The sequence below is a fragment of the Methylobacillus sp. genome, assembly GCF_036844465.1.
GTDB lineage: Bacteria > Pseudomonadota > Gammaproteobacteria > Burkholderiales > Methylophilaceae > Methylobacillus.
Genome location: NZ_DAIUFW010000001.1, coordinates 223,359 through 238,333 on the forward strand (window position 1 = coordinate 223,359; position 14,975 = coordinate 238,333).

13 protein-coding genes and 1 pseudogene are annotated in these 14,975 nt (G+C 55.3%); 10 read left to right on the plus strand and 4 right to left on the minus strand.

What is annotated here, in order from left to right; translation table 11 throughout:
* The first annotated feature begins 89 nt into the window (after window positions 1-89).
* From V7Z75_RS01100 to V7Z75_RS01120, 5 genes are all read left to right on the plus strand, one after another.
* Window positions 90-863 (plus strand): PEP-CTERM sorting domain-containing protein, encoded by a 774-nt coding sequence (locus V7Z75_RS01100; protein ID WP_334106513.1) that lies wholly within the window; start codon window positions 90-92, stop codon window positions 861-863.
* Window positions 864-880: 17 nt separating this feature from the next.
* Window positions 881-2,398: an alkaline phosphatase gene (locus V7Z75_RS01105; RefSeq protein ID WP_334106515.1), complete on the plus strand. Its 1,518-nt coding sequence runs from the start codon at window positions 881-883 to the stop codon at window positions 2,396-2,398.
* A gap of 92 nt (window positions 2,399-2,490) precedes the next feature.
* Entirely contained in the window at window positions 2,491-3,210 is a 720-nt protein-coding gene (locus V7Z75_RS01110) for a hypothetical protein (RefSeq protein WP_334106517.1), read from the plus strand.
* Between the two features lie 126 nt (window positions 3,211-3,336).
* The gene (locus tag V7Z75_RS01115) at window positions 3,337-4,197 is read left to right on the plus strand and encodes a hypothetical protein (RefSeq protein ID WP_334106518.1); all 861 of its coding nucleotides are present in this window, start codon (window positions 3,337-3,339) and stop codon (window positions 4,195-4,197) included.
* 25 nt (window positions 4,198-4,222) lie between these two features.
* Window positions 4,223-5,041, plus strand: coding sequence for a class I SAM-dependent methyltransferase (locus V7Z75_RS01120; protein WP_334106519.1), 819 nt, complete (start codon window positions 4,223-4,225; stop codon window positions 5,039-5,041).
* Between the two features lies 1 nt (window position 5,042).
* On the opposite strand, the gene V7Z75_RS01125 is transcribed toward V7Z75_RS01120, so the two are convergent.
* The 4 genes from V7Z75_RS01125 to V7Z75_RS01140 form a co-directional block, all read right to left on the minus strand.
* A complete protein-coding gene (locus V7Z75_RS01125; protein ID WP_334106521.1) occupies window positions 5,043-5,981 on the minus strand; it encodes a YihY/virulence factor BrkB family protein in 939 nt (312 codons plus the stop codon).
* Between the two features lie 21 nt (window positions 5,982-6,002).
* A complete protein-coding gene (locus V7Z75_RS01130; protein ID WP_334106523.1) occupies window positions 6,003-6,449 on the minus strand; it encodes a copper chaperone PCu(A)C in 447 nt (148 codons plus the stop codon).
* Window positions 6,450-6,462: 13 nt separating this feature from the next.
* Window positions 6,463-6,747, minus strand: coding sequence for a hypothetical protein (locus V7Z75_RS01135; protein ID WP_334106525.1), 285 nt, complete (start codon window positions 6,745-6,747; stop codon window positions 6,463-6,465).
* Window positions 6,748-6,821: 74 nt separating this feature from the next.
* Window positions 6,822-7,841: a zinc-binding alcohol dehydrogenase family protein gene (locus tag V7Z75_RS01140; protein WP_334106527.1), complete on the minus strand. Its 1,020-nt coding sequence runs from the start codon at window positions 7,839-7,841 to the stop codon at window positions 6,822-6,824.
* Window positions 7,842-8,131: 290 nt separating this feature from the next.
* Between V7Z75_RS01140 and V7Z75_RS01145 the strand changes: the two are divergent.
* From V7Z75_RS01145 to V7Z75_RS01165, 5 genes and pseudogenes are all read left to right on the plus strand, one after another.
* A pseudogene (locus tag V7Z75_RS01145) lies at window positions 8,132-8,286 on the plus strand (IS3 family transposase); the annotation flags it as partial.
* 170 nt (window positions 8,287-8,456) lie between these two features.
* Window positions 8,457-12,350: a phosphoribosylformylglycinamidine synthase gene (gene purL, locus V7Z75_RS01150; protein ID WP_334106529.1), complete on the plus strand. Its 3,894-nt coding sequence runs from the start codon at window positions 8,457-8,459 to the stop codon at window positions 12,348-12,350.
* Between the two features lie 133 nt (window positions 12,351-12,483).
* Window positions 12,484-12,969, plus strand: coding sequence for an ankyrin repeat domain-containing protein (locus V7Z75_RS01155; protein WP_334106530.1), 486 nt, complete (start codon window positions 12,484-12,486; stop codon window positions 12,967-12,969).
* 186 nt (window positions 12,970-13,155) lie between these two features.
* Window positions 13,156-14,364, plus strand: a complete 1,209-nt coding sequence (locus V7Z75_RS01160; RefSeq protein WP_334106531.1) for a PQQ-dependent sugar dehydrogenase — start codon at window positions 13,156-13,158, stop codon at window positions 14,362-14,364.
* A gap of 16 nt (window positions 14,365-14,380) precedes the next feature.
* The gene (locus V7Z75_RS01165; protein WP_334106532.1) at window positions 14,381-14,971 is read left to right on the plus strand and encodes a hypothetical protein; all 591 of its coding nucleotides are present in this window, start codon (window positions 14,381-14,383) and stop codon (window positions 14,969-14,971) included.
* Window positions 14,972-14,975 lie beyond the last annotated feature (4 nt).

Below are 14,975 nucleotides of genomic sequence, written 5' to 3' on the forward strand. Positions count from 1 at the left end.
TCTAAAGGACTAGATAGCCACCATAAAACTAACACAAGCGCTTTCTAGTATGCCCCCGGATTGTTTTACTCTCAACCACAAGGGGAATCATGATGAAGTTCCATACACATGGCATGGCGCTGGCTTTGGCTAGCTCTTTGCTGGTTTCTGTTCCTGCGTTTGCGCAGGAAGTGATCGTCAACGGCGGGTTCGAGGCGGATGGCACCGAAAGCTACAGCCCACAGGGCTGGCAAGTGGCTGAACAAGGCATAATGGGTTCTGTGTTGGCCACTGACGCTACCGAATCCTATGCCAGCGGCTACAAGACCATAGGCGCTGCCAGCGGCCAGTTCTACGGCTTCCTGGATTCTTCCTATCCTAGCAGCCAGGCGCTGTACCAGAATTTTTCCATCGGTGCTGTTACATCTGCCGTACTGTCCTTTCAGATGTTCGTGAATGACCAGAGCGACAACGGCATTGTCTATATCAACCAGGCAGGCCTGGATGCCACTAGCGGCGACAGCTATCAGCCTAACCAGCATGTGCGTGTCGATATCCTGCGCTTCGATGCCGATCCATTCTCTGTTCACGCGAATGACATCATTGGTACCTATTATCTCGGTGGCGCCAATGGCCGCCGCTTCGATGGCAATGACAATGTGAACCGCTATGTCGATTACAGCTTTGACGTAACCGACCTGTTGGCTGCCGGCGGTGAATACACCTTGCGCTTTGCCTCCGTGAGCAACCAGGGTGCCCTGCAAGTAGGCCTGGACAACATCAGCCTGAATGTCACGCCAGTGCCTGAAGCAGATACCTACGCCATGCTGCTGGCTGGCCTGGGTGTGCTTGGCCTGGCCTTGCGCCGCCGTAAAACTGTTTAATTCCGGGAGTGTATGAGATGAAAAAAGTAACAATGAAGATGTCTGCCCTGGCCGTGATGCTGGCCCTGGCTGGACAAGCGCTGGCAGAAGACGCCAATACCTGGTATCAGGATGGCCAGAATGCGCTGGAAGCAGCCAAGAAGCTTTACCCCAATAACCGCAAGGCCAAGAACGTGATCCTGTTCGTGGGCGACGGCATGGGCGTGTCCACCGTGACGGCGGCACGTATCCTTGAGGGCCAGTTGAAGGGACTGGATGGCGAGCGCAACAAGCTGGCATTCGAAAAATTGCCTTATCTGTCGCTGTCCAAGACTTACTCTGCCAACCAGCAGACATCTGACTCCGCGCCGACCATGACTGCCATGGTGACTGGTGTAAAAACCAATGACGGCGTGATCTCCGTTGATCAGCGCATCAAGAACGGCGACAAGGACAACAGCCAGGTGCAGGCCGCCAAGCTGGCCACCATCCTGGAACTGGCTGAGAAAGATGGCCGTTCCACTGGCGTGGTTTCCACCGCCCGCATCACACACGCCACCCCTGCGGCGACTTATGCTCACACCTCCACCCGCGATTGGGAGTCTGACAACAATATCCCTGCCGATGCTAATGTGAAGGATATCGCTTCCCAATTGATCGACAATTTCGGCCCCGGCGCGATTGGCGACGGTATTGAAGTGGTATTGGGCGGCGGCCGCAGCCGTTTTCTGCCCAACACCGTGGATGATCCTGAAAACGCTGGCCGCAAGGGCGACCGCCGCGATGGCCGTAACCTGACGCAGGAATATGTGAGCAAGTTTGGCGGCAAGTTTGTCTGGAACCAGGCGCAATTCGACGCCATCAATCCAGCCAACACTAACCGCCTGCTGGGCCTGTTCGAGCGCTCCCACATGCAATATGAACATGACCGTCCGAACGACCCGGGCAAGGAACCATCCTTGGCGCAGATGACCGACAAGGCCATCGATATCCTCAAGAAAAATCCTAAGGGGTTCTTCCTTATGGTGGAAGCGGGTCGTATCGACCACGGTCATCATGCCAACAACGCCTATCGTGCCTTGACTGACACCATTGCCTTGTCCGACGCGGTAAAGAAGGCGCTGGAAAAGGTTGATCTCAGCGATACTCTGGTGATCGTGACTGCCGACCACAGCCACACCATGACCATTGGCGGCTACCCAGAGCGTGGCAACCCGATCCTGGGCAAGGTGATGGTGGACGACAAACTGGTGCTTGCGACCGACGGCAATCCCTACACCACGATTTCCTACGCCAACGGTAAGGGTTACTACCCGCATGTATCCGGTGAAGATGTCTATAACTTCCCGGCACGCAGCGGTCGTATCGAAGATATGACCAATGTGGACACTTCCGATCCTGACTTCCACCAGGAAGTGACAGTACCGTTGGATTCGGAAACCCATGCTGCCGAGGAAGTAGAAATCTTCGCAGGCGGTCCCAAGGCGCACCTGTTCCAGGGTATTCAGGAACAGCACTACATCTTCCACGTAATGAAGGATGCCTTTGGTTTCTAATGCAATACCTTCTGCGGAAGTTTGATTGATGAAGGATGGGGTGGCGCAGGCCATCCCATCCATTTTGTTTTTGATTGATGAGAGTGCTGGAAATGCAAAACGAGATGAAATACGCCGCTATGCTGTTATCGGCCTTGCTGCCCGGATTGGCAGTGGCCGATCTCTTGCCTGCGTTGGATGCGCGCTTTGAGACTTCACAATGCGAGGTGCCATGCAAACATTCCATCAAGCGCGAATGGCTGATGCTGCGCACGGCGAACCAGGTTGAACTGCGTGACATGAATGCCAGCCACAGCGATTTATGGCAATGGCAGGATAGTACTGGCCTGGACTATGTGTATCTAATGCACGGTGAGAAGCGCGCGATTGATTACACTTCCATTGATCTGCGATTACTTGGCATCGGGGTGGGGGAGCAGAAATGGCAAGCGTTGACGCAACTGGTGACGACAAGCGAACTTGCCAGCATGCAGAGTAAACCAGGCCAGATATATGAAGGAATGCCGACAGAGATTTACCAAGGCAAGTTGAAGGGCGTGGAAACCGAGGTTATCTGGGTGCCGGCGTTGCAAATTCCCTTGCAAGTGGATTATCGCTATCCAAAACATCATGTGACCGTGAAACTGGTGGAGCGGTATCAAGGTAGCCTACCTATGGAAAAGACTACCAACCAGATATTGCAGGTGTACCAGCATGTGGATTTTATCGATATCGGTGACATGGAGCATGACAAACAGGCTGTGACATGGTTATCGCAGGCCAAAGGAGCACCAGGGGTGCATATGCACGGGCATGCTCACGCTGTAGATTGAAAGGACCACCCGGCATCCCGATAAATGCATTGCTGCAGGCCCAGTTTGTTTTGACATTTTCTCGCGCTTTAGGGAAAGTATGGTTTGGGCTGCCCAAGAATCCAGCTTTTGCCTTATCCTGGAGCTATGATGAAACGATATCGTGTAATTGCTGCCGAATTCGAGACTCGGGTATTGACGTTGGAGCCGCCGGAAAGCCATCTGCCTGCCCCGGAAAGATTCATGCAACAGCAACATTATGAGCGCACGATGTTTTTGCTGAGGTCTGAATATGGCGAGTTTGGTTTTGAGGCCAAGCTCGACAACTTGCGGTTATTGCGGCCCAGGCCGGTGTCGGTGGTAGATTTCCATAATCAATGTCTGGACCAATGCCGCAAGGCTTTTGTCTGCGGCCAGTATTATCCTGCCCTGACCTCGGCATTTTCCCTGGCCGAGCGCATGCTGGTGCATCTCGTCAACGGCTTACGGCCACGTTATTGCGACAAATCAAGCAGGCGTGCCCTATTTGCATGGGAGCAAAAGCAGAACCCCTATATGGCGCTGGAGCTACTGCTGGCATGGCAGGCGATCCGGTCAGAGGTCGCAGACAGGTGGCTGGAGCTGCAAGTGGGGCTGAAGAACCGGTTGTATGTGAATAATGAAGACCTGCTCTACAAACGTGAGCTGGCATTTGAAGTCCTGACCCAGGTAGAGGATATCATCAGCCAGCAGTTTTCTGGCGCGGGCAATCTGCCCTGGCTGTTTGCTGTGAATGACGAATATTACATCCGCAAGGAATTTGAGCAGCATCCGTTCATTCAGCTGGTTTACCTGCCGACCAGTGAGTATCTTGGGCATCGGCACCAGATCAAGCGCGTGTTTCCCTGGGAATTTACCGATATCGAAGATGAGATTGACCATGGCATCAGCGACGAGGAATTTGCCAAATTGCGCATGGAATTCTGCCGTGAGACCTTGGACAAGCCACATGTCTCCGCCACTGCTTGATGATGCGGGATGCTAAAATGGCAGGATGACACTCATCCCCGAAATCAAGCCGCAGCAATCCATCGAACTGCTTAAGGAACTGCACATCCTCACGCGCGAGGGTAAGCTCAACCAGGATACTCGCCGCAAGCTCAAACAGGTTTACCATCTTTATCACTTCATTGAGCCATTGCTGCTTGAGGTGATGGAAAATAATCCCGACCCCATGCTGGTCGATCACGGTGCAGGCAAATCCTATCTGGGGTTCATTCTCTACGACTTATTCATGAAACAGCAGCATGCCGGGCGTATTGCTGGCATAGAAACCCGTGGAGAGCTGGTGGAAAAGTCGCAGGAACTCGCCAACAGGCTGGGTTTTCAGCGCATGCAATTCCTGCACCTGAGCGTGGAAGAAGCCGTGACATCGCCTGCGTTGCCAGAACAGGTGGATATCGTCACCGCTTTGCATGCCTGCAACACCGCTACAGACGACGCTATTCGTTTCGGACTGGAGAAAAAGGCCCGGTTCATGGTGCTGGTGCCATGCTGCCAGGCCGAGGTGGCAGAAGTTTTGCGCCGTCATAAAAATGAATCATTCGGCAAGACGCCGCTATCTGAAATCTGGCGCCACCCCATCCATACCAGGGAATTTGGTAGCCAGCTCACCAACGTATTGCGCTGCCTGCAGTTGGAAGCGCACGGCTACCAAGTCACGGTGACGGAGCTGGTGGGTTGGGAACATTCCATGAAAAACGAGCTGATTATTGCTCGCTACAAAAACAGCCCGCGGCGCAACGCCCAGGCCAGGCTGGAGCAAATTCTCGAGCAGCTCAACTTGCAGGATTTACGGCATAGGTTTGCATGAGTCATTTCCGCGGTATCTGCTCTGCCGGAACACCTTTCAGGCTACCGAATGTCAGCGCGTATTGGCGGGTGATTTCTGCGCCGAAAAAGAAAATCTGCGCGGAGTAATAAACCCAAAGCAACAGGGCGATAAGAGAGCCTGCAGCGCCGAAGCTGGAGGCGACAGCGCTGTTGCCGAGGTAGATACCGATCAGCGTTTTACCTAAGCTGAACAGAATGGCGGTGAAGGCCGCGCCTATCCAGACATCGGACCAGGGCAGTTTGACATCCGGCAGCATCTTGAAGATGACGGCGAACATCGAGGTGATCACGCCAAAGCTCACCAGCGCCGAGATATGCTTGAACACCCCGACTGCCGTGAGATAGCGCCCGACAAACTCCGCGAAGAACTGCTCGATCATCGCCAGCCCGGCATTGACCAGCAAGGAAGTCAGCAGCAGGAACGCAAGCGAGAGGATGATGCTGAAGGAAAGTAGGCGGGTCTTGATGAGGTTGCCAATCGCCTGTTTGCTGCCTTGAGCCTTGATTTTGGAGGTTTCCCAGATTTCATCCAAACTGGCTTTCAGCTCGGCAAAAACAGTAGTGGCGCCGATAAAGAGCAGGGTAGTGGCAATGAGTGTGGCAATGATGCCGGATTTCGAGTTGTTGGAGTGCGCCAGCATGTTCTGGATCACATAGGCGCCGCTTTCGCCGACCAGGTCGGAAATCTGCGCCACGATTTCACCCTGGGCTGCTTTTTCGCCGAGAAAATAGCCGGCGATGGCAATCACCAGCACCAGGATAGGCGTGAGCGAGAACATGGTGTAAAAAGCCAGTGCAGCCCCCTTGCTGGTGGCGCGGTGCGAGAACCACGACAGCACCGACTGGATCAATAACTGGCGCAGACATTTGATCCGGTATAGAGATTGTTGGCTGAGGCCGTGTAATAGCTTGGCAATCAAAGGCGCTCTCCTATGAGTGGGTTAGTGCGTGTGCCCCATATCGTGGCCACTGATGGCACGGCCATTGAGTGTCACAGGCACGCTTTCCTGCTTGGATTGCTTGTCTTCAAACACCAGGGTCAAGGGAATCGCGTCGCCGACCTTGACCCGGCTTTTGATCCCGATCAGCATCAGGTGCAAGCCGCCGGGTTTCAGTTCGACTGGGGTGTTCGCCTTGAGCTCCAATTGTTTGAGCGCTCGCATTTTCATCATGCCGTCTTCCATACGCATTTCGTGGAATTCAACCTTGTCGGCAAAGTCTGAATGGCCCGCCACCAGTGTCACATCCTTGTCCGACATGATGCGTGCATAACCTGCGGCTACTTTTTGGCCAGGTGCGGTGGTGCGCGCCCAGGGTTCCACGATCGTAATTTCAGCATGTGCTTGCAGGCTGCAAAGCAGCAACAGGCTCAACCAGATATTTTTCATGTATGTTCTCCTGTTATTGAGAGGATGTGGCGTTGCTCATGGCGGGCAAGGTGTAGATTACCGGTCCCAGAGTGAGGGGTTGGGAGATCAATTGAGGCGGGATTGTCATGCACGCAATGCATGGTGTCAGGGATGTGCTACCCTCACTCTCCGCAACAGTGCAGAATTCGCCGATGAAATCCGCGCCATCAGCAGCGCCGTCCATCGTAGCGGTTTGCAGCAATAACCAGCAGCCGAACCCTAGCAACAGGAAAAATCCGCTCAAACACCCGACCAGTTTTAATTGTTCAAATTGCATCGCGCTATCTTAACATGTTCGCAATAGCTAAACTGCGGGTGCCATCTTGCCACCCTGGTTGGCCTGAAAACGGCTCAAAAACCTTCCAGCACTATTTTGCCGATAGTGTGGCCGGCTTCCAGTTGCACATGCGCCTGCCGGACATTAGCGGCATTGATGGGCTGGAGCGTCTGGTTAACCGTGGTTCTCAGCACGCCTTGATCAACCAGCTTAGCTACTTCGTTCAATAAATAATGCTGTTGGATCATGTCATCGGTCTTATACATGGAGCGAGTGAACATCATCTCCCAGCAAAAGCGCGCGCTCTTGTTCTTGAGCGGAGCAATATCCAGCGGCTTGGTGGTTTCCACAATGCTGCAAATAGCGCCCTGCGGCGCGACCAATTGCATGGCGGCAGCGGCATGCTGTTCGGTATCATTAAGAATGAGGACATAGTTCACGAACTCATGCCCTAATGCCTGCACCTGGCTTACCAGATTCTGGTGATGGTTCACCACCTCATGCGCGCCAAATTCACGGCACCATGCCGTTGATTCAGGTCGCGATGCCGTGGCGATCACATGCAGCCCTGCCACTTTGGCCGCCAATTGGATGGCAATCGAACCCACGCCGCCCGCGCCGCCGATGATCAGGATAGTCTGGCGGTATTCCGGCTGTGGCGGCATTTTCACCATCATCCGGTCAAACAGGCATTCCCACGCGGTAATGGCAGTCAAGGGCAAGGCGGCGGCACCGCCTGGCGTCAGGGATTTCGGCTTATGGCCCACAATGCGCTCATCCACCACCTGGAATTCGCTGTTGCAGCCCTGGCGGGTCAGGTCGCCCGCGTAATACACCGCATCCCCTACCTGGAACAGCGACACCTCGCTACCCACTCCCACTACCGTTCCTGCAGCATCCCAGCCCAATATGCGCGGCTCTGGCTCGATCTTGTCCTTCGGCGCGCGTACTTTCGTATCCACAGGATTCACGGCAATCGCCTCCACCCTCACCAGCAAATCGCGCGGCCCCGGCGTGGGCGTAGGCAGCTTCATATCTATCAAGGATTCAGGATGGTAAGTCGGCAAATAGCGGGTCAGGGCAACAGCTTTCACGGGCAATCCTCAAACATCAATGGGGAGGGCTATTCTAGCAATGCGGGACGGGATGGAAAATATGCTTGCGTGAGGACATGCTTGATTACGCTAGGGAGCGACTCGCCCGCTATGGTTGGTCAAAAATCCAAACCATCATGCGCCTTGATAACAACAATTTCTGTCATGCCAGGCTCCACCCGGCATCTGGTTCATGTAAGAGTGCTGTAGTGAATCACCACTAATTTTACATCTTTCTTTTATTGCCATTATTACGATTTAAAGATGTCTAGTAAATTAGTGGCGATTCAACCGAGCGTATCGCCCACAAAATCTATCGGACAAGACATCAGGCCAAAGCCGAGGTATTTGACTACATCGAGCGTTTTTACAACCCAAAATGCCGTCAGTCGACGCTGGGATAGTCAGCCTCATCAACTTTGAAAAACAGGCAGGATTGGCTTAGGATGGTGTCCACAAAACCGGCAGTAGCTCAGTAACTGAAAGCCATGTTTAGAAGGGGGGCTTCTAATCGGTTTGCACCAAAACTAGGCGTGGCGTGGCAAGGGCATGATAAAGCTAAGCTTGGGCATAATCTGGTAAAATTCTACTTTTGCCATCACTTTGAATTTCTTCATGTCCAGTCAAATGATCAGTCTTCGTGGCAGTGCCGCTTTATCCCCATTCCGTATTGAGAAAATCCAGTCTGCGTTGCAGTTGGATGCGTCGCGCATCACGCATTTGTATGCCGAGTTCTGGCACTTTGCTTGGTCTGATCAATCACTGAGCGCCGCGCAGCAGGAAACGCTCAAGCAGATTCTGACCTATGGCCCGCGCATGCGTGAGGAGGCTCCGGCTGGCGAGCTGTTCCTGGTGATTCCGCGTCCGGGCACGATTTCGCCCTGGGCTTCGCGCGCGACGGACATTGCGCGGCATTGCGGCATCGAGTCCATTCAGCGCCTGGAGCGCGGGGTGGCTTATTACGCGGCGACTGCGGATGGCAGCCCGCTGACTGATGCGGAGAAGGCGGTGTTGCGCCCCTTGATCCACGACCGCATGACCGAGGCGGTGTTCGCCAGCTTGGATGATGCGCAGAAGCTATATCACACTGCCGAGCCTGCGCCGCTGTCCACGGTGGATATCCTCTCCGACGGCAAGGCGGCGCTTGAGGCGGCGAATGCGGAGATGGGCCTGGCGCTTTCCCCTGATGAGGTGGATTACCTGGTGGAGAATTTCCAGCGCATGGGCCGCAACCCGACCGATGTCGAGCTGATGATGTTCGCGCAGGCCAATTCCGAGCACTGTAGGCACAAGATTTTTAATGCAGATTGGGTAATTGACGGCGTGGAGCAGGCGCAATCGCTGTTCGGCATGATCCGCAACACGCATAAGCTCAACCCCGGCAAGACCGTGGTGGCTTATGCCGACAACGCCTCCATCGTCGAGGGCGGCAAGACCAAGCGATTCTATCCGCAGGCGGACGGCCAATACGGTTTTGTGGAGGAGGACATGCATTTCCTCATGAAGGTGGAAACGCATAACCATCCGACCGCGATCTCGCCGTTCGCGGGTGCTGCGACCGGCGCGGGCGGCGAAATCCGCGACGAGGGCGCGACCGGTTCCGGCTCCAAGCCCAAGGCTGGGCTGACCGGTTTTTCGGTGTCCAACCTGCATATTCCCGGCTTCAAGCAGCCGTGGGAGCAGAACAACGGCAAGCCCGGCCGCATCGCTTCTGCGTTGCAGATCATGGTGGATGGCCCGCTGGGCGGGGCGGCGTATAACAACGAATTCGGCCGCCCGAACATCGCCGGTTATTTCCGCACGCTGGAACTCGAGGCGGCAGGGGAAATCCGCGGCTATCACAAGCCCATCATGCTCGCGGGCGGCGTGGGCAATATCTCGGCCAAGCATTCCAAGAAAAACCCGATTCCTCCGGGGGCGGCGCTGATCCAGCTCGGTGGCCCGGCGATGTTGATTGGCCTGGGCGGCGGCGCGGCATCGAGCATGGATACCGGCGCAAATACCGAGAACCTGGATTTCGACTCCGTGCAGCGCGGCAACCCCGAGCTGGAACGCCGCGCACAAGAGGTGATCGACCGTTGCTGGCAGTTGGGCGACAAGAACCCGATCCTGAGCATTCACGACGTGGGCGCGGGCGGCATTTCCAATGCCTTCCCTGAATTGGTGAACGACGCGGGCGTGGGGGCGAGGTTCCAGTTGCGTGATGTGCACAATGAAGAGCCAGGTATGTCGCCGCGTGAGATTTGGAGCAACGAGGCGCAGGAGCGCTACGTGATGGCGGTGCGCAAAGAAGATTTGCCGCTGTTCGCGGAAATCTGTGAGCGCGAGCGTTGCCCCTTCGCCGTCGTCGGCGAGGCGACCGAGGAAAAGCACTTGACCGTGTCTGACAGCCATTTCGGCAACAATCCGGTGGATATGGATTTGTCCGTGCTGCTGGGCAAACCGCCGAAGATGACGCGCGACGTGGCGCATGTGGCACGTGAGCTGTCCGCTTTCGACCATTCCCGCATCGACTTGAAGGAAGCCGCGCATCGCGTGCTGCGTCTGCCCGGCGTGGCGGACAAGACTTTCCTCATCACCATCGGCGACCGCACCGTGACTGGCATGATTGCGCGCGACCAGATGGTCGGCCCGTGGCAGGTGCCGGTGGCGGACGTGGCGGTGACGCTGGATGGCTTCGAGACCTATCGCGGTGAATCCTTTGCGATCGGCGAAAAAGCGCCACTGGCACTGATCGATGCGCCTGCTTCAGGCCGCATGGCGATTGGCGAGGCGATCACCAATATCGCCGCCAGTCTGATCGATGATATTGCAGAGCTCAAGCTTTCCGCTAACTGGATGGCGCCTGCGGGGCATCCGGGCGAGGACGCCGCCTTGTTTGATACCGTCAAGGCCGTGGGCATGGAACTCTGTCCGCAATTGGGCATCAGCATCCCGGTCGGTAAGGATTCCATGTCCATGAAAACGGTATGGGAGGAGCGTGGCGAGAAAAAGGCGGTGACTGCGCCTATCTCGCTGGTGGTGACGGCATTTGCTCCTACGCCCGATGCTCGCAAGACCCTGACACCGCAATTGCGTACCGATCTGGGCGAGACCCGTTTGATTTTGATCGACCTGGGCGCAGGCAAAAACCGCATGGGCGGTTCTGCACTGGCGCAGGTATATGGCAGCGTAGGCAATGCGGCGCCTGATCTGGATGACGCCGACAGCCTCAAGCATTTGTTCAACGCAGTGCAGAAACTGAACCGTGAAGGCCGTGTGCTGGCCTATCATGACCGCTCCGACGGCGGCCTGTTCGCCACTTTGGTGGAGATGGCGTTTGCGGGGCGTTGTGGCCTTGAAATCGATATCACGGAGTTGGGTGCGGATGCAGTGGCAGCGTTGTACAACGAGGAATTGGGCGCAGTGCTGCAAGTGCGTGCTGCTGATACCTATACCATTGTGGATGAGCTGCAACAGACCTTGCCGGGCAAGGTGCATGTAATCGCCGCGCTTGAAAGTCATGGGGAAATTCATATCCACCGCGCAGGCAAGCTGGTGTTTGCCGAGAGCCGCGTCAGCTTGCGCCGGGCATGGTCCGAGACGACCTACCAGATGCAGAAACTGCGCGACAATCCGCAATGCGCGCAGCAGGAATACGACCGCTTGCTGGATCAGACTGATCCTGGCCTGCATGCCAAGCTCAGCTTTGATCTCGGTGAAAATATCGCCGCGCCTTATATCGCAACTGGTGCGCGGCCCAGGATGGCGATCCTGCGCGAGCAGGGTGTCAATGGACAGGTGGAAATGGCAGCAGCCTTCGATCGCGCCGGTTTCAGCACCTTTGACGTGCATATGAGCGACATCATCAGCGGGCGTGTCAGCCTCAAGGATTTTGCCGGTTTCGTCGCCTGCGGCGGTTTCTCCTATGGTGACGTGCTGGGCGCGGGCGAAGGTTGGGCCAAGTCCATTTTGTTCAACCCGCGCGCGCGCGATGAGTTTTCCGCGTTCTTCAACCGCGCGGATTCGTTCGCGTTGGGCGTGTGCAACGGCTGCCAGATGATGAGCAACCTGCACAGCGTCATTCCAGGCGCTGAACACTGGCCGCACTTCGTGCGCAACCGTTCCGAGCAGTTCGAGGCGCGCTTTGCCATGGTGGAGGTACTGGAATCGCCATCGCTGTTCTTCAGCGGTATGGCGGGCAGTCGCATGCCGATTGCCGTGGCGCACGGTGAAGGTTATGCCGAATTCGCCGATGTGTCGGCGCAGAAGCAGGCTGAGGCGAGGAACCTGGTGACCATGCGTTTTGTCGATAACACAGGCGCCGCCACCGAGGTGTATCCATTTAACCCGAACGGTTCGCCGCAAGGCATTACCGGCCTGACTACCGCAGATGGCCGTTTCAGTATTATGATGCCCCATCCCGAGCGGGTTTTCCGCACTGTGCAACATTCATGGCACCCTGATGGCTGGGGTGAGGATGGGCCATGGATTCGCATGTTCCGCAATGCCAGGAAATTCATCGGCTAAGACGGTAACAGCGTATATATAGATGTGCGCCGGACTGGGGGCGGATAGCCTCCAGTATTGGCAATAAGCACACTACTAATAATAAAGGGCAGGGACCCTGAATTAAATCACTATTACTATGGAGAAGAAGTAAATGAGCAAAATGTTGAAAGCAGTGCTGATGGCGCTGATGCTGGGGTTGGCTGGGATGTCTGCCATGGCGTATGACTTGGATCCACAGGTGGAATATACCGATGCCATCCAGAAGGGCGACATGAAGGTAATCAAGAAATACTATAACAAGCTATATCTCGTTAACCAGTTATTCTTTGGTTGGTCTGGCTTGCAGATTGCCGCCAATAAAGGCCCGATGAGTTCGGTGAAATTTTTTGTCGAGAATGGCGCGGACGTCAATTACAAACACCCGGTAAACAAAATGACAGCGCTGCACATGGCGGCATTCCAGAACCGCAAGGATGTCGTGACTTACCTCATCGAGCATGGTGCTGATGTCAATGCCAGGCTGCGTGCCGATGTGTCTATCGTTCGTGCCCTTAACGATGAAGGTATGACCGAGATGGCGGCTATGCTGGAGGCTGCTGGCGCCAAGGATGATGGCTGCCAGGAAAAGTGCTTCTAGGACGGACGTTATAGCCCATTGCCGGGCTGGTAATACAAGCACCCTGAGTTGACAGCAATGCCGGATATTTCCGGCATTGCTGTTTTTGTTTCTGGAGTTAGCAGGCAACTATGGGGAACCTGTGGTTTAATTTTCTATTCAAAATAAAATGTTCAAAACAGATTGCATGTCGAGAAGGAGAACGGAGTGGCGAAATCACGGATAGCGGCAGGCCTGGTGGCGCCAGCATTTCTTGCCAGTACATTGCTGGCATGCACTACCGTGGCAGCGGTCAGCAAGACCCCGGATGATGTTGCTAACAATCTTACGCTGCCGCCCGGATTCAAGATCAATGTATTCGCCAGGCTCAACCCGGCCAAGGGGGACTATTTCCGGGGACCGCGTTTCATGACATTTGGCCCGGATGGGCATCTTTATCTTGCCAGCAGCGTGGACGATACCGTATATATGCTGCCGGATCGCAACCATGATGGCATGGCCGATGATGTGGTGCCTGTGGTGGAGGGATTGAACGCGCCCAATAGCCTGGTGTTCTCAGGTAATGTCATGCTGGTGGCGAACCAGGATGGCGTAGTGCGGATAGTGCAGAAACAGGACAGCAAGCAACCGGCAGGCAAGCCGGTGCCGTTGATCAGCAACCTGCCGACTGGCGGGCATACGCTCAAGACAATCAAGTTGGGGCCGGACAATCACCTGTATCTTAATGTAGGCTCCAGTTGCAATGTCTGTGTGGAAAAAGACCCGTTGCGGGCGACCATCCTGCGTTATACCCTGGATGGCAAGCCTGCGGGCGCCAAGGAGTATGGCTCTGGCAGCGCAATCTGGGCGATGGGTCTGCGCAATTCGCAGGGGATGGCGTGGCAGCCGAAAACCGGCGCTTTGTATGCGACCAACAACGGTGCGGACATGCGCTCCGATGTTAAGGATGGTGCCGCCAATGATGAACTGCCGCCCGAGCATATCAATAAGATCGAACCGGGCAAGCATTATGGTTGGCCCCATTGCTGGGGCAGCCGGGTGACAGATCCCAACTTTCCCGGGAAACCAGGAGCTTGCAGCAATATGCAACCGCCAGCCATCACCTTGCGAGCGCACTCCACGCCGCTAGGTATTGCTTTTCTTGATAAAACGAATTTTCCCAGTGAATACAAGCAGGATGCGATCGTAGCCTTGCATGGTTCATGGAATCGCGTGCAGCCTTATGGCTACAAGCTGGTGCGTATCCGATTCCGGGATAATCAGCCGGTGGCGGTGGAGGATTTCGTGACGGGCTGGCAGGCCGGGAGCAGTGCCTGGGGGCGTCCGGTTGATGTAGTTACCGGACCGGACGGCGCGCTGTATGTCTCGGATGACCGCGCGGGATTGGTGTATCGTATTACCTATAACAAGAAGTAACCATGAGGATAATGTAATGAAAAAGTATGTTCCGGCGTTGGCTGCGCTGTTGTTGGCGAGCAATTTTGGATTGGCGGCCAGGGTTGCCCATGCGGAAGCGCAACTGCCGACCAGCAAGGTAGCGGTATATATCAGCCCGTATGAATACACCAACCAGATCAAGCTCTGGCACTTCATGACGGATTACTGGTTTGCCCAAGGGCCGCTGATCGAGCCGGTGGTCACAAAAACATTGAGCGCGAAACTCGGTGAAACCGTGATGTGCGAGGCGGGGGTGACGGCGAATGTATTGCTCTGGGTGAAACCCAAGATGTTCTACAACCCGCATATGCGTAATTTCTACGGCACCATCAATGCCGTTGTCTATACTGGTAGCGGCAGGGCAATTGCCAGCTACACCGGCGAATCACGTTATAGCGGCGACCTTGATATTCTGCCCGCCAACAGCGTGCAGGTTGCCTATGACTTGGCGATCCAACAGGTGGCGGACAAAATTCAGGCCGACCCGGTAATCAAAAAACTCATTGATGAAGGGCTCTCCAATAAAGAGACCTATACCCCCTGCGCCATGATCGCGGTGCTGCCGGGTTTGAAGACGGATAGGTAATGCT

What these genes read in the sequence shown, in the direction of transcription:
- V7Z75_RS01100 (WP_334106513.1), top strand. Translation starts at nt 90, where the DNA reads ATGATGAAGTTCCATACACATGGCATGGCGCTGGCTTTGGCTAGCTCT.
- V7Z75_RS01105 (WP_334106515.1), top strand. Translation starts at nt 881, where the DNA reads ATGAAAAAAGTAACAATGAAGATGTCTGCCCTGGCCGTGATGCTGGCC.
- V7Z75_RS01110 (WP_334106517.1), top strand. Translation starts at nt 2,491, where the DNA reads ATGCAAAACGAGATGAAATACGCCGCTATGCTGTTATCGGCCTTGCTG.
- V7Z75_RS01115 (WP_334106518.1), top strand. Translation starts at nt 3,337, where the DNA reads ATGATGAAACGATATCGTGTAATTGCTGCCGAATTCGAGACTCGGGTA.
- V7Z75_RS01120 (WP_334106519.1), top strand. Translation starts at nt 4,223, where the DNA reads ATGACACTCATCCCCGAAATCAAGCCGCAGCAATCCATCGAACTGCTT.
- V7Z75_RS01130 (WP_334106523.1), bottom strand. Translation starts at nt 6,449, where the DNA reads ATGAAAAATATCTGGTTGAGCCTGTTGCTGCTTTGCAGCCTGCAAGCA.
- V7Z75_RS01135 (WP_334106525.1), bottom strand. Translation starts at nt 6,747, where the DNA reads ATGCAATTTGAACAATTAAAACTGGTCGGGTGTTTGAGCGGATTTTTC.
- purL (WP_334106529.1), top strand. Translation starts at nt 8,457, where the DNA reads ATGTCCAGTCAAATGATCAGTCTTCGTGGCAGTGCCGCTTTATCCCCA.
- V7Z75_RS01155 (WP_334106530.1), top strand. Translation starts at nt 12,484, where the DNA reads ATGAGCAAAATGTTGAAAGCAGTGCTGATGGCGCTGATGCTGGGGTTG.
- V7Z75_RS01165 (WP_334106532.1), top strand. Translation starts at nt 14,381, where the DNA reads ATGAAAAAGTATGTTCCGGCGTTGGCTGCGCTGTTGTTGGCGAGCAAT.